Raw genomic sequence first — 22,141 nt, 5'->3', positions numbered from 1 at the left:
TTCGCCTTGTAAACGAGTTTTCCGTCATCATTGGGTGCGTAAGGCGAATACGAAAGCGTGCGCAATTCCTACCGTAGCTTGGAACATCTATGCTCAGTTGGCTGCACACCGTGGATGCTCTGTCACCTTTCAGGGATTACCAAATCCTAGACAAAGCGCTCAAGTTTAACCGTGAGCGACGACCCTGTTCGGTGCGTTTGACACTCGATTAAATTGGCTAGCGTGAGGTGAGTATCAATCCACTTCAGCCTGCTCAAAATGTGCGCACAGCGACAGCTCTCCGAGGTTCTCTGCTTGGTTGAACGGAAGGTTATAGCAGTCGAGAATTAGCTGCTCGATATACTTCGCCATACGGTTGGCCAGCACAACGTATGAGAAATATATAAGCATCAATTCCTCGGTCGGCTTCTTCAACCAATGGGCCTTCAGGCGAGCTGGAAGAGCTCCTTTTCCGACGTACAGCGCGCGCATATGAAATCTATGGTGTACGGAGCAATAGTCCTCCTTGTGCCAGAGGAAATAGAGTCCGGACAGACCGTTCAGACCCCAATCGTCTAGGTGAGAATCAGCGATTGCTTTGTCAGTGTACCATCCGATGTTTTCACGACAGAGGTCATACAGGGAGATTGGCTGCCTTAGCTCGCGCGATGCGATCTGGTCGAACGGTTCGTAGGTGCTCATGCAAGAACATCCGCACGGCTCGAAACAGGGCCTTGTTTCGCACGACATGGCTTCAACATTCATAAGAGTGGATCATTGACATGAACTCTTATGTGACAGGCAAATCGGTGACAAGGAAGCGTGAATGGAAGTATTGAGCCGCCGCTCTCACTCTCCCATTAATCTTTCAATTAAGGCCAGTTGGTAGCCCAGAACTTTTTTGGCGCTGAATCTCGCCTTGTCCCGAAAAGGTCCACCTGCTCTCGCTCCAAAAATAAGGCAGAAAATTCAATCTACTAAACGAAGCTCGCAGTTTGCTGGAAACGTCTGCGCATATTGAAACTTGACAGCACACCGTACGCAGCGGGTGCTGCAATGCAAGGCGTGGAATTGCTTCGCGAATTCACGAAAATTCGCCGATACCATCTTCCGTGCCGGATGCGGCCCAGTTGCTCGCTCGTCCGTGCCGAGTCGGCACAGATCCGTTTAATCTGCTGAAAAGCTGTGTGAATTTTCCGTTTTCCTACACCCCATGCTGCGGCCTAGAGTGGCACTTGCCTTTCGAAGGGTGAGCCAGGTTCTTTGAACACAAGGAACTTGGAAAAATGCAAAGACACCACCGGTTCGTGACCTATGTCACGCCCCTGATCGCCGAATGGATCAGGAAACAAGCCGACGAGCGCAGGGTCAGCGCGAGTATCGTTGTTTGCGATTGCATCTTCGATGCCTGGCAGCGCGCGACCGAAGCTGACCTGAGGACTCCGGCGACCGATCCGGTGCGCCAGAACATCTTCATCACAGTGGCGCTCGATGCGCTGCTTACGCATCATCCCGACAGCACACTGCGCGACAGAACGGTCGCAGCCTACCAGCGCCGGCTGGAGCGCCTCGGTATCGTTGCACCCCGACCCATGGGAGGCGATGATGAAGCATAATCTCGTCAACTTCACCCGCGGCAGCCAGCTCCTCGGGCATTTCGGCTTCATGTTTGCCGCGGGCCTCAAGGGACCCCTGATCGTGACACTCCTGGTCGTTCTCGGGCTGGTCTATTGGGACGTAAGCAGCGCGCTAGATGACTACCAGGTCTACCTCCTGTGGATGCATGCCTATGCCTCTGGCTATGCCTTCATGGAGTTCGATCCGGACAAGCTTGTGAACCTCAAGCTGGCCGATGGTAGCCTCGTCGCATTTCCCATTTCCGTGGTCACCGATTACCCGCCGATGCGCGAAGCGGTCGCGCTTTTCCGGAGTGCGGTGATCAGCGCCTTGTGGCTTGCAGGGTTCATTCTTGCGCCGCTCTGCGCGCTTTTCTGGTGGGTTGCCGAACGCTTCGGCGAGAAGTCGAAACAAAAGAAGCATGTGCGCGGAGCCGAGCTCGCTACCTTGCGCGACCTTAGCCGCGAGATCGCTGCGCACAACCGCGATGCCCGTTCCCGCGAATATGGCGATGCTTTGGGCTGGCGCTGGCGTCTGGCCGGGTCGGCTTCGCTGCGGAATGCGGGCTTCTATTCACCCGCGCATCTCGCTGGTGTCAGCTGGCCATGGCGGCTTGAGCAGAGTCATGCGATGCTTGTTGGCACAACCGGGACAGGCAAGACCGTTGTCCTAACTGAACTCACCAGGGAGATCCGCGAACGGGGCGAACGCGCGGTCATTTTCGACCTTACCGGGGCCTTTGTCGAAACCTTCTACGATCCCGAGCGCGATGTTATCCTCAACCCGCTCGACGCGCGCTGTCCCGCCTGGAGCGTCTTCAACGATTGCTCCACGCGTGCCGAATTTCATGCCGCAGCAGAGTCGCTCGTCCCGCATGATGGGGGCGGCGCCGAACAGTTCTGGGTGCTCGCCGCGCGCACGCTGTTCGTCGAGACCTGTCTAAAGCTCGCCGAAGCAGGGCGGGGCACCAACGCCGCGCTGGCCCACGAACTCATGAACGCCGATCTCTCCGATCTGCACCGTCTCGTCGAAGATACCATGGCCGGTCCCATCAGCACGCCGAGCGCGGCGCGCATGGCGGAATCGGTGCGTGCAGTGTTCAATGTCAATGCCAAGGCGCTCCAGATGCTGCCCGAAGACGGGAAGCCCTTTTCGGTCCGCGAGTGGATCAATGGGGCAGGAGGACCGGGCTCGATCCTGTTCCTGTCTGCCCGCTACATCGACATGAGCGTGCTCTCGCAGTTGCTCACGCTGTGGCTCGATACCGCGATCAATACGCTGATGGCGGGCCAGCGCTCGCGGGACATCAGGCTCTGGTTCCTGATCGACGAACTGGGCGCCCTGCATCGTCTCCCTTCACTCGAAAAGGGCCTCCAGACCGCGCGCAATTTCGGGGGCGCGATCGTCACCGGGATTCATGCCTTTGCCAAGCTCAAGGATGTCTACGGTGAGAACATGGCGATGACCCTCTCCTCGCTTGCCCGCACCAAGCTGATCCTTGGCACAGCAGATCGCGAGACCGCCACCTGGTGTTCCGATATCATCGGCCACCGCGAGGTTCGCGAGATGGAGGAAGGTTACAGCTACGGCTACAACAATGCGCGTGACGCGGTGAGCCTGACGCCCCGGCGCCAGGTCGTTCCGTTGCTGCTTCCTGACGAGCTGATGAAGCTCAAGAACCTTCATGGTTTCATCAAGTTTCCCGAAGGATTTCCGGCGGCACCCGTGGTTCTCGCACCGCGCAACTGGCCTCGGGTAGCCGAAGGCTTCATTCCCCGCGATATGCCGAAGCCACCGCCGCAGACCCGGCACTCTGATGGTAAAGATGGAGCAGGGGGCGGTGCCGGAGCAGCCTCTGAAACAGGCGACAATGATGGTGATCCTCGCCGGATGAGGGACGCGCACGATCGCTCCGACAGCGCTGAAAAGAAAGCCGACAAGGAAGACAAAAAAGAACTGCGCCGGACCCGTCGCAGCAACAAGGGCGATCAGGCTCGACCGGACCAGACAAGCAAGCGTCGCGATCCGAATGCGCGAGGGAAAAAGGCGACATCGGACCCTCAGCGGCCGGCTCAATCCGAACTCCCTCTGTCTTCGAAAGCTGAGGAGCACCGCGGCATGGAGCAACGGGCTGTGCCTTCCGCCAGATCCGATATTCCCGATCCCGCAGCGCATCAGCGAGCACAGGTCGCGCGCGGCAAGGCCGACCAGAGGCTCCAGGAAGAGCAGCAGAAGTCGCTGCTTGGCGGTGCAGCGAAGCAGGGTCGCGATGCCGATCAGGGGCAGGACCATGGTCACGATTACGGGGACTTCGATCCGGATATGTGACGCTCAACCGGGGAGGGGACGAGGGCCAAGAGAAAGTGATCCCAGCCCATGCTTTCCGTCGCCAATGTCCGCTCGCCTTCGGCGGCGGCGAGCTACTTCGCATCGGACAATTACTACGCGAGCGCCGATGCCGACCGTTCGGGCCAATGGGTCGGTGAGGGGGCGAAGCGCCTTGGTCTTGATGGCAAGGTCGAGGCAAAGGCGTTCGATGCGCTCCTCCGGGGCGAGCTGCCCGACGGCAGCAGTGTCGGCAATCCCGGACAGACGCACCGCCCGGGTACAGACCTCACCTTCTCCGTCCCCAAGAGCTGGTCGCTGCTGGCGCTCGTCGGGAAGGATGAGCGGATCATCGCCGCCTACCGCGAAGCCGTCCTGGAAGCGCTGCACTGGGCTGAGAAGAATGCGGCCGAGACCCGGATGGTGGAGAAAGGCAAGATCGTCACTCAAGCCACGGGAAGCCTTGCGATCGGCCTGTTCCAGCACGACACCAACCGCAACCAGGAGCCGAACCTCCACTTTCATGCGGTCATCGCCAATGTCACGCAAGGCAGGGACGGGAAATGGCGCACGCTCAAGAACGACCGGCTCTGGCAGCTCAACACCACGCTCAATGCTATCGCGATGGCGCGCTTCCGTGTCGCGGTCGAAAAGCTTGGCTATGAGCCGGGACCGACCCTCAAGCACGGCAACTTCGAAGCGCGCGGTATCACCCGCGAACAGGTCATGGCGTTCTCGAGCCGCCGCCAGGAAGTGCTCGATGCGCGGCGCGGGCCTGGTCTTGAAGCGGGCCGCATCGCCGCGCTCGATACGCGCGCCAGCAAGGACGCGATCGAGGACCGCGAAACCCTGGGCAAGCTCTGGAGCGAAACCGCGAAATCCATCGGACTGGACCTCGCGCCCTTGGTCGAGCGGGCGCAGACCCGCTCACTGAAACAGTCGATCGAAACTGGCAGGTTCGGCTCACTTGTCGAGCGCGGGCGCGCATGGCTGGGACGCTTCGCCGCACATGTCAGGGGCGATCCGGCTGATCCGCTTGTGCCCAAGTCGGTCCTCAGACAGGACCGTGAGACGATCGCAGCGGCACAGGCCGTCGCTTCGGCGGTGCGTCATCTTTCGCAGCGCGAGGCTGCCTTCGAGCGCACCGCGCTCTACAAGGCTGCGCTCGATTTCGGGTTGCCAGCGACGATTGCTGATATCGAGAAACGGACCCGCGCCTTGGTGCGCTCTGGCGAGCTCATAGCAGGGATGGGAGAGCACAAGGGCTGGCTCGCCTCGCGTGACGAGGTGCTGACCGAGCAGCGGATCGTGTCCGAGGTTGCCGCCGGCAAGGGTGCGAGCTCATCTGCAGTTGAGCCGAAAAGCGCGACTGATCGTGTCCAGGCCGCTGCAATGACAGGGCAGGGGTTCCGTCTCAACGAGGGTCAGCTCGGGGCGGCGAAGCTGATCCTGACGTCCGAGGATCGAACGATCGCGGTCCAGGGAATTGCAGGGGCCGGCAAAAGCAGTGTTTTGAAGCCCGTCGCCGCGGTGTTGCGCGCCGAGGGCCGCCCGGTCATCGGGCTCGCGATCCAGAACACGCTCGTCCAGATGCTCGAACGCGACACCGGTATAGCCTCGCAGACGCTGGCCCGGTTCCTTGGTGGCTGGAACAAGCTGCTCGACGATCCCGGTAACGCGGTGCTGCGTTTGGAGGCAAAGGCAGCGCTGAAGGACCATGTGCTCGTGCTCGACGAAGCATCGATGGTCTCGAACGAGGACAAGGAAAAGCTCGCCCGCCTTGCCAATCTGGCTGGCGTTCACCGCCTGGTCCTGATGGGGGACCGCAAGCAGCTCGGCGCAGTCGATGCGGGCAAACCTTTCGCGCTCCTGCAGCGGACGGGTATGGCGAGCGCTGAAATGGCGACCAACCTGCGCGCCCGCGACCCTGTCGTTCGCGAGGCGCAGGCAGCAGCGCAGGCGGGTGATGTGCGCACGGCGCTGCGTCACCTGCAGCCGCACACGGTCGAGGGCAGGGGCGATGGCGCGCTGGTCGCTGCTGAGACCTGGTTAGCGCTCGACAAGGACGCCCGTGCGCGGACATCGATCTACGCCTCGGGCCGTGCAATCCGCTCAGCGGTCAATGCTGCTGTCCAGCAAGGACTTCTCGCCAATGGCGAGATCGGTCCGGGCAAGGCCGAGCTCGGAGTGCTGGACCGCGTCAACGCGACCCGCGAGGAGCTGCGACATCTCTCGGCCTATCAGCCTGGCCGGGTTCTCGAGGTCTCGAGAAAGCAACAGGCCCTGGGACTGTCAGCGGGCGAGTATCGTGTCCTGGGACAGGACCGGAAGGGCAGGCAGGTCGAAGTTGCGGACAAGCGCGGCAAGCGGTTCCGGTTCGATCCCGCGCGGATCAGGGCAGGGAAGGGCGACCAGAATCTGACCTTGCATGAGCCGAGGAAGCTCGAGATCCATAAAGGCGACCGGATCCGATGGACCCGCAACGATCATCGCCGCGGCCTCTTCAATGCCGACCAGGCCAGGGTGGTTGCCGTTGTTGGCGGGAAGGTCACTTTCGAAACTTCCAAGGGAGACCAAGTCGAGCTCAAAAAGGACGATCCGATGCTGAAGCGGATCGATCTTGCCTATGCGCTCAACGCCCACATGGCGCAGGGTCTGACATCCGATCGCGGCATAGCCGTCATGGACAGCCGCGAGCGCAACCTGTCGAACCAGAAGACGTTCCTGGTGACGATCACGAGGCTTCGCGATCACCTGACACTGGTCGTCGACAGTTCGGACAGGCTCGGAGCAGCCGTGGCACGCAACAAAGGCGAGAAGGCCTCGGCCCTCGAGGTCACCGCACAGGTGGTTGCGACAGAAAAGAATAACGGCGAACTTGATCGGCCAAAACCGGAAGAGGCCAACAAGGCCGAAAAGGAACTCGCCCGAAGCAAGAGCAAGACGCTGGATTTCGGGATTTGAAGGGCCGCTATGTGCCAGATTTTCTGACGAATTGGGCCCGGCAGCTGATCCGTGTGGTGCTTACACGCGAACGGCCGGATTTCGGAACCGCTCTCAGATCGCAAGAGTCTTGCGATGCCTCTCAATCGCGCTTCGCACGTCATCGGGGAAGGGCAGGTGTCCGCTTTCGCTGCTCCAGGCGTCGTCGAACTGTGCAACGACATCCTTCGCTGTCGCGGTGATCAGCTTGGCAGGCAGCCTTGCCTTGTCGGCGATCGCTTCGAGTTCATCATAGGTGTAGGACGCCCACTCGCGCGAGCTATGAAACTTGAGCGCAGCATCGTCGCCTGGGATATAGGCGAGCGTCGAAAGCAGGTCATAGGCAGGTGCCAGCAGCGCGTTGCGCCGGTCCGGATAAATCAATGACCAGTTCTTGAGGTGCATGTCGCCATTGCCGATCAGCACCGAGTAGGTGAGCCGGCGGACGAATTCGACCACGCTTTGTTCGTCGGTCTCGATCGCCAGGACACTGAGAATCTGGCGGTAGCTCGCATTCTCGTATTTATCGTCTGCAAAGACACCGAACACCTGGGCGAAGTCTTCGGTGTGCACGGGTCCCTCTTCCCCCCGGTCGAAGCGCCGGATGGCAAAAGCGGATTTTCCGTAGCGGGTGATGCCTTCGGGTATGCCATCGATCTGATCGAGAGGCACAAGGTCGATTTCAGGTACGTCGATCCCGATCTTTGCTGCCAGTTTCATCGCTGCGAATTCAGCCTCGGGCACGTCCGGATGTCTCGCAGAGGGCAGCTTGACGATCCAGTCGCCGCCGCTGCCTGTGACCGGGATCGTCAGTCCGCCATTCTTGCCCTGGGCTTTGATAGCCGAGAATTTGAGTTGCACGCCGGCAAGCGAGAAGCGCAGCGCGCGCTCTGCCTGCTTCCCCGCCGCTTCTTCATCTAGCTCGTCGGCCTCCGTTTCCTCGGCATCGACGGCGACGGCGCGCACTGCGCCGGGAAGATCGTGTCCGAGCTGTGTGAGAAGGTGGTACTCGCGCACGGCTTTCACGCCCGCGCGGCGGGCCAGATAGTCGCGAAGCGTGCCTTCGGGAAGGAGGTTGGAGAAGAACGGCTCGATTTTCGTTCGATAGCTGCGTGTGTCCGCAATGATTTCGCCGTTCGCGTCCTTGTAGGCCAGCGACAGCGTCGGCCGCTCCTGGTCGGAAAGGTAGACTTCGTCGAATGTGAAGATGCTCGCATCTCCATCGAGGCGCGCAATGGTTCCAACGCGCGTCTTACCCAGAAAGATATCGAGAGCCGCTGCGTCGATCATGTGGCGTCGTCCTCAAGCCGGTAAGCAGGCCGTCTGCGGGCACTACCTCGATCGATTGCGTGAACCTGCAGGTTTCTGACGTGTTGGAGTGCCCGTGTGGATGCCGCGACCTGTTGGGCGAGTTTCTTCCTTCCCTCTTGCTGCTCAAGCGCCCAGCCGAGATCCTGGAGATGCTTTTTCAGATGAGCGACGGGCTGCAAGGCCTGCTCGATGGCTTTGAGCGTTTCGGGAGTGAAATTAACGGCCTGGATATCCTTAAGTGCGCTTTGAAGCTCGGTCACTTCGGTGACGCTCGGATAGCTCTCCCGTACTCGCTCGGCGAACCGGTTGGTTTCGGCAATCGTTGCGAGCACTCGACTTGCCTCGCTTCTTTCGCGCTGTGAGCGAACTACGCCTTCGATCGCCGGTACGGTCCTTCGAGGCACTAGCTTCAGTTCGAGGTCGAGCGCGCGCGCTATTTCGACGAGGCTGGAAATCTGTAGGTCTACACTCCCGCCTTCGATTTTGGAGATATGGCTTTGAGGCAAGCCTACCCGTTCACCCAGCTGTTTCTGGGTAAAGCCTTTTGCTATCCGTGCCGCTTTGATGCTTGCGGCGATGTCCTCGATTGTCGTGCTCATAAATATGTTTCTACATATGCTGGCCTACGTCTATATGTTTTAGCATATACCATGATCGTTGAGAAAGGCAATAGAGATATGCAATGGCATATATACACTACCCATGATAGGCCATTGCATATCATGGGTAGTGTTTGCCGCGCATAAAGCGTGAGCCGTCGTCACTTCAAAGAGCCTTTTCCCGCTCTTTCGATGACAGAGCTTTCGCCCAGAGATCTGCCATTCAGTCAGGAAGGCCAACGGCGGCAATGCGCCCTAATCCCGGTCATTCGAGTAGTCACGATTTTCGCCCAAAAGCTGCCGTTGGTTCAGACTAGCGTCGATGGCAGCTATGCGCCCCAATAGCGGCCATAAAGTCAGGCCAGGACACGCTTGAAAGCTGCCGTTCCAAAGTTTCGTCTGATTGAGGGAAAATAAGCCTTCAATCGCAATAGGTCGAAAAATTTTCTTCGCGATGCGTCTTGGTCGCTGAAGTGAGGCGCATGAAATCCTCGTTAAGTTCGGCTTTGCCGTATCGTGACCGTGCACGAATTAAGTTGCTCCTTCATTATGACTTTCGGATGAGCACCACCCCAGCAATCACAAGCGCGCCGCCAGCCAGAAGCCAGGATTGATCGACAAGCAACGCGCTAGCTATGATCAATGCGGCAGCTAGAGGGCCTTTCAAGGACTGACGCTCATTGCGAAGTCCAGCGAGCTGCTCGATACTGAGCGGATCGAGCTGAACCGGCACATATCCTGACTTTGCGATCGAGTTCGCAGTGGCAAGTATGTCGGGCAAGGACGCCGACAAACCCAGCAGCTGACCGCGAAGTCTCTTCAAACCCGACCGAGCGCTGCCGAGCGAGAACCGCTCGGCGAGAAGCTCCGTGATGATCGGCCGGGTCTCTTCGGCGATGTTGTAGTCCGGTGCCAGCGATCGGACGAAGCCCTCTGCAGTCAACAAGGTACGCAGAAGAATGGCCAGATCAGGTGGCAGAACCAGTCGATAATCCCGCAACAGGTCGAAAGCGCGGGAAAAAATCTGCGAGAACTCGATGCCAGATAGCACGGTCCCCCTGAACTCTCCGATCAACTGATCCAGATCCACCGCGAGCGCATCGCGATCCACCTTCGGCTCCCCCGCCCATGCGAGCAGGACATTCGCGACATCGCTGGTTTCCTCACCAGCGATCGCAAGGACGAGGCGGACGATCTCGTCGCGCCTGGCCTTGGTGAGCGTCCCGACCGATCCAAAGTCGATGAAGCCGACATCCTGCTCGCCGATCATGAAGACGTTACCGGGATGGGGGTCGCCGTGAAATTCGCCGTTCAGGATGATCATCCGCAGGACAGCGTTGGCATAGCTTTTAGCGAAAGCCGCCACCCGCGGGTCGCCCGATGGGCTGCCCAGCGAAGACGCGGGCCTGCCGTACAGGCGTTCCTGAACGTTCACCCGCAGCCCGGTCAGTTCCCAATGGATGGCCGGGGACCTGACGCCGATGGTATCGAGATATGCGCCGATCCGCTCGCAGGCTCGGGATTCCGCAGCGAGGTCCATCTCCCAGGCAAGATTGCGGCCGAAGGTCCGCAGAAACTCGACTGGCCGGTAACGCGCGATGTCCGGCGACCGTGCTTCCACGATCCCGGCAAGGCGTATAAGGAGGCGCACATCAGCCTCCATCCGAGCGGCAGTGCCTGGCCGCCGAACCTTCACGATGACCTCGCTTCCGTCCCGCAGTCTGGCGGAATAGGTTTGCGCTATGGAGGCAGAGGCCAAAGGCTTTTCGTCGAACTGCGCAAAGTCGCTCCGCCAGTCCTCACCCCAGCTTGAAGCAAGTACGGGCTCGATATCTGCGAAGGGCACTGACGACACCTGATCGTGCAGGGTTGAGAATGCCGTGATCCAGTGTTCGGTAAACAGATCGCTTCGGGTGGCGAGGAGTTGCCCCAGCTTTATGCCGACTGGCCCGATGTCACGGAGGAACGCCACAACTGCAGCCGGATGAAATTCGCGAGGATCGATGACATTGCTCGAAGAGGGAATAAATCCGAGGGCTCCGGCGAGATTCTTCGCGCCGTGCCTCATTAGGATTTGGCCGATCTCCGCGGCGCGAGCGATGCTGCTGATAGGCTTTTCCGGGGGCGATGCCATGATTTTACTCAGCCTCGGCCCGGAGTTGGTCCAGATTTTCCGATACCCTTTCAAGAGTCTGCTGCAACGTTTGCTTCTCGTCGGCGGCAATGTCGCGCCAAAGCAGACCATGAAGCCTATCCGCGGAGCCTCTCAGTTCGGGCAGCAGATCGTCAAGCTGCTCCGTGAGGATGAGCTGCCACGCTCGCCGATCCGTCTCAGCTCGAAGCCTTTTCATCAGCCCGCGTGCGCAAAGACCTGCAACCGCCTGGCCGATGGTCGCCGATTCCAGTTCCAGTTTCTTGGCGATTTCAGCCTGCGTAAGGGCAGGATCGCGAAGAAGTTGTCCGATGATCCTCCACTGTGTCTGATTGAGACCGATCCTGGCGACCCTCGCATCGTACACTCTGCGCGCGCCGCGACTGATCTCGTCCATAAGATAGAGAATGCGGTCATCATCGGTGATGAACTTCTGCCGACGCTGAGACCGTGACATGGTATCTGGTTTTTCATCCATAGCGCTGTGTAGTCGGATAGCCTCGGATGCCCAAATGCAAACTGCTAAATGCCTTTACTATCTGACTCACGGCTCATAGGGCGCGAGACGCGTTCACCTTTTACTGAGGCTGCCGAAAGAGTCAGATGACCGATAACTCCAACCAACCGGAGCAGGAGGGCACAACCCCAACGAAACCGCAATCGCGGCGTGGCTTGCGCATCGTGCTAATCATCGTTGGTCTTGCCGTGCTGCTTGGCGGGATCTGGTGGTACTACCGGCACGTAACCTACGGACAGTACATGCAGACGACCGATAACGCCTATGTCGCTGCCGACAGCGTCGTTATCTCTTCCAAGGTAGCGGGATACGTCGAAGAGGTCTTCGTGGGGGAGAACGAGCAGGTTGCTCGCGGCGGAGCCCTCGTACAACTGGATCTGCGGGATTATCAGGCGCAAGCGCAACAGGCGCGCGCACAGATCGCTGCGACCCTGGCCGGTGCCGACACAATCCGTTCTCAGGTAGCCGAACAGGATGCAGCCATTCGCCAGGCGCGGGGCCAACTCGCCGCCGCGCGCGCAGCACTGGACCTCGCGAACGACCAGGTGGCGCGATATCGGCCCCTTGCCGCGACAGGAGCCGAACCGCGGGAAAAGCTAGACCAGTATGAGGCGCAGGCGCGGCAAGCGCGGGCCGAACTCGTCGCCGCGCAGGCAGCGGTGGCTGCCGCGACCGCGCGCCGAGGGACCCTGTTCGAGCAGATCAACCAGACCCAGGCGCAGGCGGACGCTGCTCGCGCTCAGCTGGAAACAGCCGACCTTACGGTTGAATCGACCTTGCTGCGCGCCAGCAAGGCCGGCCGCGTCGGCGATCTCTCGGTGAGGGTGGGCCAGTTCGTGCAACCGGGTCAACGTTTGATGACGGTGGTTCCGGTGAGGGCGATCTACGTGACGGCAAACTTCAAGGAAACGCAGGTCGGCCTGATCCGGGCCGGCCAAAGCGTCAGGCTCGAAGTTGACGCCCTACCCGACCTTGAGATCGCGGGGCGAGTGGTCAGCATATCGCCGGGAACGGGCGCGGAATTTTCCATCCTCCCCCCCGAAAATGCCACCGGCAACTTTACCAAGATCGTTCAACGGATACCCGTCCGCATCGGTATCGATGCTCCCCCTGAAGTGCGGCGTCTGCTCGTTCCCGGCATGTCGGTAGTGGCTACGGTCGACACCCGGAATGCTGCCGGCGAATTGGAAGAGATCTCGAGTCGGACTCAATGACCGAGATACTGGCAGCGCAGGACACTTCGATCGGGCCGGCCGGGGGCCGAAAGAACGCAGACGTGACTGCCTGGGTCGCTGTGGCCGCGGGCGCGCTTGGCGCCATGCTCGCGACGCTGGACATATCAATCGTCAATTCCGCACTCCCCGTCATTCAGGGCGAGATCGGTGCCACAGGCGCCGAAGGCACCTGGATTGCTACGTCATTTCTCGTTGCTGAAATCGTCGTCATTCCGCTGAGCGCTTGGCTCGAACGGCTGTTCGGTCTGCGAACCCTCCTCATCATCGCGGTTAGCGCGTTCACCGCATTTTCGGTGCTATGCGGGATTGCAACCGACCTTACGACCATGATCATCGGCCGAACGGGTCAGGGATTCACGGGCGGAGTCCTCATTCCGACCGCAATGACTATTGTGGCTAAACGATTACCGCCGCACCAACAGCCAATCGGAATGGCCCTGTTCGGCATGACTGTGGTTCTTGGCCCCGTGATGGGGCCATTGATCGGCGGCTGGCTGACCGAGAACCTGAGCTGGCACTATGCCTTTTTCGTCAATGTGCCAGTCTGCGCAATCCTGCTGCTCTTGCTGTTTATCGGGCTGCCTCACGAGAAGCCCAAGTGGGAATATCTCACGGACGCCGATTGGGCTGGCATTCTCGGGCTGATCCTCGGACTGGGCGGTCTGACTGTTGTACTCGAGGAAGGGCACCGTGAGGAATGGTTCGAGTCCTCACTCATTCGCTGGCTAACGGTGGTGACCATTATCGGCTTTGCCTGTTTGATTTACGGACAGGTGAAGGCACGCAAGCCAGTCTTGAAGTTGCAGCTCCTGTTCAATCGACAGTTCGCCAGCGTCGCGATCATGGCGCTCGCCCTGGGCATGGTGATGTATGGTTCGACCTATGTCATTCCGCAGTTTCTGGCGATCATCTCTGACTATAATGCTTTTCAGACGGGACTGGTCATCTTCTGGATGGGTGTCCCGGCCTTTCTCCTGATGCCGGTTCTGCCCCTGATGATCCGCAAGGTGGACATCCGCATTGCCGTCGGCACCGGAATGCTGCTGATGGCGATCAGCTGCTTTGTCAGCACGAGTCTGACCGCCGAATCCGGCGGCGCTGTCTTCACTGAAAGTCAGCTTATCCGCGGGGCCGGAATGATACTTGCGATGATGTTCCTGAATCAGGCAACGGTTGCGTCGGTGGCCAAGGAAGACGCGGGCGATGCCTCGGGCATTTTCAACGCGGCCCGCAATCTTGGCGGATCATTCGCCCTCTCGGCCCTCGCTTCGTTCCAGGACCAGCGAATTTGGCACCATACGAGGCGCATGGAAGAAACGCTGAATGCGAACAGCGTTTCGCTGCAGACCTATCTCGACGGACTGGCGCGAAGCTTGGGCGATATGGAACGAGCGATGGCGGCACTCGGCGGCACTCTCCAGCGCGAAGCGTTCATCATGACCTACAATGATGTCTTTCTGGTGATGGGACTTCTCACACTCGCGACAGTCCCGCTTGTTCTGTTCCTCAAGCCGCTTCCGGAAAATGTCTCCCTTTCGATGCACTGAGCCCGAGATTATGCGCCACTTGCTACCTCCGATTATCACTATCGCCTTGCTAGCTGGATGCACGGCTGGGCCCGATTATGCAGGCCCCCCGGAAGTTGTGTCAGCAGACACGGGCACTCGCTTTGTGCGCGCTGGCAGTGATGTGAGCGCATCTGATCCGGTTGTCGCTCAATGGTGGCTGCTGCTCGGCGATCCCGAGTTGACGCGGCTGGTGGAGGCTGCGCTGTCCGGCAACCCTTCGCTCGCCGCAGCGCAGGCGCGCATTGCCCAGGCACGGGCATCCATCAGGCAAGACCGTGCGGGTCGAATGCCATCGCTTGGGGCACAGGCCACCACCGTGCAGGGCCGGCTTCGTGGTCTCGACATTCAAGGCGGGGCGCCCCCCCCGTCAGAGCAAACCAATTCCGACGCAGAAACCGATGACTCGCTCAGCTTTTTCAATGTGGGCCTTAACGCCAACTGGGAGCTGGAGTTCGCCGGTGGCTCGCGCAGGCGCATTGAAGCCAGCAATGCCCAAGCTGCTGCAACCGTGGCCAATGCAGAGGACGCAAAGGTCCAGTTGACTGCCCAAGTGGCCAGCACCTACGTCAATTTGCGGGAGGCCCAATTCCGCGCAGAGCAATTTGAGGCGCAGATTTCGTTGCAGGAAGAGATCCTGGCGCTGACATACCAACGCTATCAGCACGGTGCATTGCCGCTTTTCCCGGTAGGCACCGCGAATGCCGAACTGGAGATGCTCAAGTCACAACTTGCCGAAGCTGAAGCGGATATCGCAGTCCTGTCTGATGCACTCGCTATACTGACCGGACAGGTGCCGGGATCAGTTGATGCAGCGCTCACGACTGCGCATTCCATTCCCATGCCGCCAGAGCAGGTCGCGATCGGCGATCCGGCAAGCCTGGTGGCGCGTCGGCCTGACATAAGGGCGGCCGAACGGTCTCTTGCCGCGTCGACGGCGCGGATCGGGGTGGCCGAGGCGGCGCGGTTCCCGAAATTGTCCTTCACGGGGATCCTGGGCCTCGGCGGATCCTCGTTGGACGACGTTGTCGATGTCGGCGATTTCTCCGCACTCGCGATCCCACGCCTCCAGTGGAATTTTCTGGATTTCGGCAGGGTAGACGCTGCGATCGACCAAGCCGGGGCGGCGCGCAACGAAGCAGTCGCCAATTACCAGCAGACGGTGCTTCTGGCACTGCAAGACGCCGAACGTGCCTTGGCTCGCTTCGGCCAGCAGCGTGTGGCGCTCGCTGCCAGTATGCAAATCAAGAAGCAGGCTGACGGCGCGGCGGACCTGAACCGCCAACGTTTTGCCGCAGGAGCGATCTCGAAGGCTGACCTCAACCGGGCCCTGCGAGAACAGCAGCAGGCCTCAGCAGACCTCGTCCGGGCAAAAGGTGCCCTTACGCTGGCGTGGATCGCGCTGCAGAAGTCGCTGGGCCTTGGGTGGCAAGAGCCTGTTCGAGATCAATAGTCCCGCCGCGCTGATCAAGTGATCCGGTTGACGAGAAGTAGGCGCCCCTGCCGCTGGCGACCAACTTGTCGTCGGGCTCGAGAACCCGGGTTTCCGCCACCGAAATCTGTCGCCCGATCTTCACGATCTGTCCGTGAGCAGTGAGAGGTCCTGAGGTTGCAGGACGGTGGTAATCGACATGCAGATCGGCCGTCGCTCTCGCCGCGACGCCCCCGGCAAGCAGAGTATAAAGCCCGGTGAGGTCGACCAGTGAAGCCAGGATCCCTCCATGCGCCGACCCAATCATAGGGTTCGACACGATCTCTTCGCGCCATGGCATGGTGATCGCGATTCCCTGGTCGGAGCATGTTGCAATCTCCAGCCCAAGCCATCGATGAAACGGCGCGATATTCAGCATTTCCTGCAAGCGCTCTCGATCGATCATAGCTCCCTCGTCCCCTGTGGTTGAGCCGTATCGCAAGAGTGATGGGTTCGTAGGAAATCGACGATAGCGGCGGAGAAGGCATCGTTCGCATCGCCCACGACCATGTGCGTGGCATCGGCAATATCGGTGTATTCTGCATGGGGGGCGAGTTGTCGCAGATGCAAAACGGCCTCTTCGGAAACAAGATCGCTAGAGCCGCCTCGGATGAGGTGAAGCGGAAGCGTGAGATTCGCCGCAGCTTGGCTCAGCATTGCCGATTGACGTTCTTGGCTGTCTGGGTCGCCTTGTCTGGCTGACATTATATTACGGATAAACACCGGGTCCCAGTGCCAATAGAAGCGCCCATCCGACTTCTGCCGCAGATAGTTTTTCAGACCATCGCTCGCGCCCCGCTTGGGACGATGCGGTATGTAGCGAGCGATCACGTCGGCCGCCTCCTCTGGTGAGGCGAAGCCGCTATCGACATGCTCTTCCATGAAACCAACCACGCGCATCACACCGCTGGGCTCCATGCGCGGGGCAATGTCGACCAATGTGAGTGAAGCAAAGCTACCTGGAGCAAGCTCCCCTGCGGCAATCAGTCCAGCGAGCCCGCCCAGTGAAGCGCCAACCAGCGCTGGCTTCTGGTCCAGGCGCGACGCTGCAGCGACCAGATCCGCCGCGAAGTCGCGCATTTCATAAGCTCCGCATAGCGACCAATCGCTGTCTCCGTGACCGCGCATGTCGAAGGCGATTGCGCGAAAGCCGGCTTGAGCCAGCTCGCTGACCACCCTTCTCCACGCGCGCCGTGTCTGCCCGCCGCCGTGCGCAAGAAGGACGGGTTTAGCGTAGGCATCCCCCTCAGCCTCGGCTGTAAGAGAAATCGCGCCTGCGCCCTCAATCGTAAAGGTTTCTCTCGCCATCTCCGGATGGTAGGAAAGGCGCGCTAAATAGTAAACCAATTTAGTTTGTGGCTCTCGGCTCCGTGTTGGCTGTCCTGCAGGGGCGTTTCAACGACGGCAAAAGTCTATGCCAAGAGGGGTTTCTCCAGACCATTCTCTAATGCACCGGCTTGCGATTCGGTCAGTAGTCGCTGTCCGCTTAATCCGCTCAAAGATATAAAAGCTGCCTTTCCGCTTCCGGCCCAAGTCCTGCCGTTACAAGGCTCGGCCAAACCAGATGACCCGACCGACGACGTGCACCTCAGATCGGTCCATGTCGTGCCAAGTTGGATAAGCTGGGTTGTCGCTGGCGATTGTGATTTGTCGGCCACCAGGCTTGATAGCAATACGCTTAACGACCAGAGCATCATCAGCGCGCAAAACGTAGATTCCATCGCGCAATCGTGAGCCATGGTCTGACGCGTCGACCAGGACCTCGTCACCATCGCTGAGCGTGGGCTCCATCGAGTCACCCTTTACGCCGACGATCGACAGGCTGGCGCTCTTGGCCGACGTCAGGTGCCGCAGCCACCGCTCATCGAACCCGAACCGGGTGTGTGCAGTCTCACTGGCAGCTACCGCGCCGAATCCAGCAGATGCTTCCACATCGAGAACGGGGATCTCGACCATACCATCATTGACTGGATTGGCGGGACCGCCGAGCACTTGCTCATCGACGCCGAAGAAGCAGGCAAGTGTCTTTCGGTCTTCGTCATCGAGCTTTCGCGGTGAACCGCGCTTGATGAATTGCTGCACATAGGCAGGGTTGCGGCCAAGCAGCCGCGATATCGAGGCGTAGCCATATCCGCCCTTGAGGATCAGCCGGTCGAGCTCTTCCCTGACATGTTCCATCTGTCTGTCCTTCGAATCTCAATTGTAGGAATTTTCCTAGACTCGCGGATGTGATCCTACTAAGAACATAACAAGAACACAAGGGATTTGCGAGTCGGAGCGAAAGGGTTATGACCTTGCTGGAACGGATCGAAAAGCATCTGAAAGATCACCATATTTCGGCAACGCGCTTCGGCCGGCGCGCAGTTGGCGATCCTCGATTCGTACTCGATCTCAGGCAAGGGCGAAGGCCGCGTCGACGAACGCTTGAACGGCTGGAAGCCTATCTGCAGTCAGTCGACGCTAGAGATCCTCAAGGTTCTATCAGGAATAGGTCCTGCGCTCGACAAGTTGCTCATAGCGACGGGCAACATTCTGCCAAAGTCTTGCCCCGTCCTGCTCGCCGGCCTGGTATAGCTGATCGATCTTCGACGCAATGAATTCACCTCCGGCGTCGCCATGGTGCTTATCCACCCACAGCGCCATGCCCCAAAGCTCCTGATCACGGGTGAGCATCAGAAGAGTGACCCGATGCCTGCGATGAGCATAAGGACAATCGGAATACCCAGCAGCCATGCTTCGAGCTTCAATTTCCATTCCCGCTCGTTGCCCGGCAAGGGATCGTCACTGTCCGGCCAGATGCGCATCAGCACCATGGCTCCCTGCGTCCGGACCAGGTTCGTGCTAGTCCTTCCGCGACCAATTGGTCGCCGATCGAGCGGCCATCGCGCATCAGGACACGGAGCTTACGACCGTACTGGTCTTCGTCTCGATTACCGATTGGAACGGCGGAGAACTCTCCCTGATTGAGCAGAACCACCAACCTGTCGCGTGCCCTTATGCCGAGATCGTATTCGATATCGCATCTTGGCTGCGAGATTTCCGGTGTGTCGATATCGGCAATCCTGATTTTCACGCCTTCAAGCCAGATAGTGTCGCCATCGACGACGCAGGTGCGTCTGACCATGCCGCAAACGGCAAAGCTGTGCGTGGTTCGTGCCTCAGCGATCGCCGAACCAAACGGCCAGTAGATGCCGAGAAGGCCGCCCAGAATGCCAACGAGTAAGCCTCCGGCAACAAGCAGCGCAAGGCCGCGCCGTTTGCCTTGCTTCTGCCGGAGAACTCCTGCGCGAAAATCGAAGACATTATTCTGAGGTGATCTTCCTACCATGCCACCTTCTTTCATTTTCGGGCCTGCAGGCCAAGATACCGTGCTCGCTTTCCCGATGATTTTCAGCTATTTTCGCGGCAACGCGAAGGGGCTGTCTAGAGGGGAGGGTGCAGACTGGCTCCCGAAGGAGAATGAGCGATGAGCGATCCAGACAACACTCCCACCGGCGGCAAGCAGGACTGGGAAGGCTTTCGTGAAGTCGACCGGGCCATCGCTGAGAACCGACTTACTGCCTACACTTGGAAGAAGACTTGGGCAGACCCGTGGGGACGGCTAAAGTTGATTGCGATTTCTGCTGCATTGGCGGCTTTTGTCGTGTTTGTGATTGTGTACGACGTCATTCTCTGAGGTCCTACCATTCCTTCACGTCGTCGGCCGCTTCGGCCGAGGCTCCCTTGGCATCGCGGGTCTTGCCGTCGAGGTATCCTTTTACGGTCCCGACCCGCCGTTCGCCTTGCTGCTGGACTCGATCGACATCGCGGGCGATGTCCTCGCGCTCGCTTGAGGCGGCACCGAGACTCCCTGGTACCCCGCCGAGCCGTACCGATCCACGCACGCCATCTGCGTTGCTCACGGGAGGTCGAGCAACAGGCGCAAAGGGCGGCAGAACGAGGTCGTCCGCGATCTCGGCATTTAGCCGGTCCGCATAGCTTTCGACGAACCGCGTCTGGAGTTGCTGGCCCCTCGCACTCATCTGGAAGTCGATATCGTCGAAGCGCACCGGCCCATAATAGTCCCGATTGGCATCGATCTCCGCCATGCCCCATTCGCGATAGACCTGGCTGAGGTTGAGAGTGCCTGCGGCATTGGCGCTTTCGTACCAGCTTGCCTGGTTCTCGAGCCGGCTGGCGATCTCTTCGGCGCGGCGTGCTTCACGGGTATAGCTCTGCGCTTCGGTGATCGACGTGGTGATGCCGGCCGAGCTGCTTGACACCAGCGCTTCAGAACTTGAGCTTGTCTCGCGCAGGAAACCCTCACGGGTGCTCGACCAACTGCGACTATCCGAGATCTGGCGCAGCGCGCCCATGATGCGCGAGCGGTCCTCGGAGGCGATCCCGATATCGCTATCGGTCCAGCTCTGATTGCGTCCGCCCTTTACGCCGATGCTCGCCGATCCAGCGCCCTTTTCCCCCTTGAGTCCTAGCGCGCCATCCCCGTTCAAGAACCAGGACACAGTAATGTCGTCGGCGGCACGGCGCGACAGCCCGAATTGCTGCTGGAGTGTCTTCGAGGCGTTGTCGACCTCGCTGAAGGCGCTGCCGATGCTGTCGCTCGTTGACGTGCCACTGACGCTCTCGTTCGAGCGCGAGCGGGTGTAGGCATCGCGTAGCTCGCTGAACCGGGTGACCGCCGAGCTCGTCGATTGCTGGGCAAGGTTCGAGAATGTCTCGCTCTGGCCGCGGCTCTGGCTCGCCATGGTCGCAAGCCGGCTCGAGAAGTCCTGCCCGAGTGTCGGGGTGAACGGATAGCTCGAGGTTGGCACAGTCGCGAACTCGGCCTGTGGGAAACGGGTGGTCTGGGTGCCGTTTTCGCCCGTGGCTCGCGTCTGCGCGGCGCCGTAGCTAATGTTGGGAGCAAGACTGGCTTGCGCAAACTGGCGCGAAAACACGTTCGAGTTCTCAAGGCTGGTATTGCCGAGCGAAACATTGCCGGTGCTCGCTTCGCGCGCCGCCTCTTCTGCCGCGTTCTGGCTCGGATTGAGGTAGCTCGTGGCCTGGCCCGATATTGCGAGCGCGCCTCTGGCGACGCCGCCGGCAAGGAACGGAATCGATGCGACGAGGTAGCCGGCCAGTATCCCGATGTCGTTGTTGACGTCGGTCATGCCGGAGAAGGTTGCGAGGCTGAGACCACTTGCGCCGCCCGCGGCCGCCACATCGCTCGCGCCCTTGAGCATCAGGATCATGTGCAGGATGACGAACAGCGGCCCCCAGGCTGCCAGATAGAAGAAGCCCGTGACGTATCCTCTGAGCGCGATCGGTCCGGTCTTGGGCATCAGGAACAGCGGAAAGAGCACCGGAAAGAGCGCGTAGAATACGACCGTCAGGACGACATTGAGGATCGGGACCCACTTCATCGCGTTGTGCGCGATCGAGGAATAGGTCCGTTCGGTTTGGATGTCGGCGCGGGTCTGCGCGAACACATCGACGCTCGATGCACCGCTAGCTCCGGCAAATCCATGCATCGCCTGGTTCATGGCGTTGATGGTCAGAACCTGGCGGAAGATGCTGCTTGCATCCTTCGAGACGCCGGTGAGGTATTGATAGGCAATCGGCAGGTCGGCGATGAGCTTGGCCTTCGCGAGCGCTTCGGTCTGCCGGGGGTAGAGCTGGCGCCCGGCGACCTGTGTCATCTCATCGATAAGCCCGGCCCACTGGTTGGAGAGCGCAGTGTATGCTTCGCGGCAGGTGATGATCGTGGCCGTGACGCTATCGTCCGCCTGCCGGGTGAGGAAGCGCTGCGCACGCGCGGCACTGCCGGGCGCAATGGTCGCCCAGATATCGTTGCTCTCCGACAATTCCTTCATCGAATAGCGGCCGAGGAGCAGGTCGTAGAAAACGCATTGGCGGATATGCTCATCGAAATTGGCGGCAAACTCGGGATCGGCAATGCGCAGCGAGCGTGTCGCTTCGAGCAGGCGCGCGCCGTAAATCATGCCGTTCTTCGAATAGTTGAGATCGTCGGGAAGGCCAAAGACGAGCTCTGCGGAACGGGTAAGGTAGTCGCCCGCCTGGCTGGTAAAGCTTGCCATGAGCGCTAGGCCCAGCGGGACATTGGCCACTGCTGCCGGTGCAAGGCTCGGATTGACGCGGTCGGTGACCTGCACATCCATGCGCGGCACCATCAGGCACATGTAGATGAGCGTCGCGCCAAGGAACCAGTTGAGCCAGGCGCGCCAGTCCTGATTGAACGCGACGACAATGACCGCAAGCGCCATGCCCATGACCAGCGCCACCTGGATCAGGCTCTTGTAGCCACCGGCCCCGGTCCACGCGGCGACGGCGTTCAAGACATTGACGATGTACTCGCCGCCGCCGGTAGTGAAGATCTCGACCATGGTAT

The 22,141-nt window shown here is 60.0% G+C and carries 19 protein-coding genes; 7 read left to right on the top strand and 12 right to left on the bottom strand.

Going from position 1 to position 22,141, the window contains the following annotated elements; translation table 11 throughout:
* Positions 1-234 precede the first annotated feature (234 nt).
* Positions 235-681: a histidine phosphatase family protein gene (locus tag PO778_RS05975; RefSeq protein ID WP_271438931.1), complete on the bottom strand. Its 447-nt coding sequence runs from the start codon at positions 679-681 to the stop codon at positions 235-237.
* Between the two features lie 584 nt (positions 682-1,265).
* Here PO778_RS05975 and PO778_RS05970 point away from each other — a divergent pair.
* Genes PO778_RS05970 through mobF form a run of 3 tightly spaced genes read left to right on the top strand, consistent with a single transcriptional unit; the run spans position 1,266 to position 6,885 of the window.
* A complete protein-coding gene (locus PO778_RS05970) occupies positions 1,266-1,595 on the top strand; it encodes a hypothetical protein (protein WP_066777517.1) in 330 nt (109 codons plus the stop codon).
* Positions 1,585-3,924, top strand: coding sequence for a type IV secretion system DNA-binding domain-containing protein (locus PO778_RS05965; protein WP_066777521.1), 2,340 nt, complete (start codon positions 1,585-1,587; stop codon positions 3,922-3,924). Before PO778_RS05970 ends, PO778_RS05965 begins: the two co-directional genes overlap by 11 nt.
* Before the next feature lie 48 nt (positions 3,925-3,972).
* Entirely contained in the window at positions 3,973-6,885 is a 2,913-nt protein-coding gene (gene mobF, locus PO778_RS05960) for a MobF family relaxase (RefSeq protein WP_271438930.1), read from the top strand.
* A gap of 93 nt (positions 6,886-6,978) precedes the next feature.
* Here mobF and PO778_RS05955 read toward each other — a convergent pair whose 3' ends face one another.
* From PO778_RS05955 to PO778_RS13665, 4 genes are all read right to left on the bottom strand, one after another.
* Positions 6,979-8,193 carry a type II toxin-antitoxin system HipA family toxin gene (locus PO778_RS05955; protein WP_066777524.1) on the bottom strand — a complete coding sequence of 405 codons (1,215 nt, stop codon included), beginning with the start codon at positions 8,191-8,193 and terminating at the stop codon, positions 6,979-6,981.
* The gene (locus PO778_RS05950) at positions 8,190-8,813 is read right to left on the bottom strand and encodes a helix-turn-helix domain-containing protein (protein ID WP_271438929.1); all 624 of its coding nucleotides are present in this window, start codon (positions 8,811-8,813) and stop codon (positions 8,190-8,192) included. The genes PO778_RS05955 and PO778_RS05950 overlap by 4 nt, the downstream gene beginning before the upstream one ends.
* 547 nt (positions 8,814-9,360) lie before the next feature.
* Positions 9,361-10,785, bottom strand: coding sequence for an ABC1 kinase family protein (locus PO778_RS05945; RefSeq protein WP_234029455.1), 1,425 nt, complete (start codon positions 10,783-10,785; stop codon positions 9,361-9,363).
* Between the two features lie 166 nt (positions 10,786-10,951).
* Positions 10,952-11,362, bottom strand: coding sequence for a MarR family winged helix-turn-helix transcriptional regulator (locus PO778_RS13665; RefSeq protein WP_224199439.1), 411 nt, complete (start codon positions 11,360-11,362; stop codon positions 10,952-10,954).
* Between the two features lie 206 nt (positions 11,363-11,568).
* Between PO778_RS13665 and PO778_RS05935 the strand changes: the two genes are divergently transcribed.
* The 3 genes from PO778_RS05935 (at position 11,569) to PO778_RS05925 (ending at position 15,735) form a co-directional block, all read left to right on the top strand.
* Positions 11,569-12,696, top strand: a complete 1,128-nt coding sequence (locus PO778_RS05935; protein WP_061926347.1) for an HlyD family secretion protein — start codon at positions 11,569-11,571, stop codon at positions 12,694-12,696.
* Positions 12,693-14,264, top strand: a complete 1,572-nt coding sequence (locus PO778_RS05930; protein ID WP_051051456.1) for an MDR family MFS transporter — start codon at positions 12,693-12,695, stop codon at positions 14,262-14,264. Before PO778_RS05935 ends, PO778_RS05930 begins: the two co-directional genes overlap by 4 nt.
* Positions 14,265-14,361: 97 nt before the next feature.
* Positions 14,362-15,735 (top strand): efflux transporter outer membrane subunit, encoded by a 1,374-nt coding sequence (locus tag PO778_RS05925; protein WP_271438928.1) that lies wholly within the window; start codon positions 14,362-14,364, stop codon positions 15,733-15,735.
* On the opposite strand, the gene PO778_RS05920 is transcribed toward PO778_RS05925, so the two are convergent.
* From PO778_RS05920 to PO778_RS05895, 6 genes are all read right to left on the bottom strand, one after another.
* Positions 15,665-16,159 (bottom strand): hotdog fold thioesterase, encoded by a 495-nt coding sequence (locus tag PO778_RS05920; RefSeq protein WP_082745685.1) that lies wholly within the window; start codon positions 16,157-16,159, stop codon positions 15,665-15,667. The genes PO778_RS05925 and PO778_RS05920 overlap by 71 nt on opposite strands.
* Positions 16,156-17,061: an alpha/beta fold hydrolase gene (locus tag PO778_RS05915; protein ID WP_090483092.1), complete on the bottom strand. Its 906-nt coding sequence runs from the start codon at positions 17,059-17,061 to the stop codon at positions 16,156-16,158. Before PO778_RS05915 ends, PO778_RS05920 begins: the two co-directional genes overlap by 4 nt.
* Before the next feature lie 234 nt (positions 17,062-17,295).
* Entirely contained in the window at positions 17,296-17,931 is a 636-nt protein-coding gene (locus tag PO778_RS05910; RefSeq protein WP_137675989.1) for a S24 family peptidase, read from the bottom strand.
* A 303-nt stretch (positions 17,932-18,234) separates the two neighbouring features.
* A complete protein-coding gene (locus tag PO778_RS05905) occupies positions 18,235-18,426 on the bottom strand; it encodes a DUF6961 family protein (protein WP_137675988.1) in 192 nt (63 codons plus the stop codon).
* Positions 18,426-18,557 (bottom strand): hypothetical protein, encoded by a 132-nt coding sequence (locus PO778_RS05900; protein ID WP_255478505.1) that lies wholly within the window; start codon positions 18,555-18,557, stop codon positions 18,426-18,428. Before PO778_RS05900 ends, PO778_RS05905 begins: the two co-directional genes overlap by 1 nt.
* Complete coding sequence (locus tag PO778_RS05895) at positions 18,557-19,096, bottom strand: thermonuclease family protein (protein WP_271438927.1); 540 nt, start codon at positions 19,094-19,096, stop codon at positions 18,557-18,559. Before PO778_RS05895 ends, PO778_RS05900 begins: the two co-directional genes overlap by 1 nt.
* A 123-nt stretch (positions 19,097-19,219) precedes the next feature.
* Here PO778_RS05895 and PO778_RS05890 point away from each other — a divergent pair, with 123 nt between their 5' ends.
* Entirely contained in the window at positions 19,220-19,429 is a 210-nt protein-coding gene (locus tag PO778_RS05890) for a hypothetical protein (RefSeq protein ID WP_007163812.1), read from the top strand.
* Positions 19,430-19,433: 4 nt separating this feature from the next.
* Here the strand turns inward: PO778_RS05890 and PO778_RS05885 are convergent, their stop codons facing one another.
* Positions 19,434-22,136, bottom strand: a complete 2,703-nt coding sequence (locus tag PO778_RS05885) for a conjugal transfer protein TraG N-terminal domain-containing protein (protein WP_007163813.1) — start codon at positions 22,134-22,136, stop codon at positions 19,434-19,436.
* Positions 22,137-22,141: the final 5 nt, after the last annotated feature.

Origin of the sequence: Pontixanthobacter luteolus, assembly GCF_947494915.1 — a bacterium.
GTDB lineage: Bacteria > Pseudomonadota > Alphaproteobacteria > Sphingomonadales > Sphingomonadaceae > Pontixanthobacter > Pontixanthobacter luteolus.
Note: the sequence above shows the minus strand (reverse complement) of the source record. Positions and strands in the feature narration are given on the sequence as shown.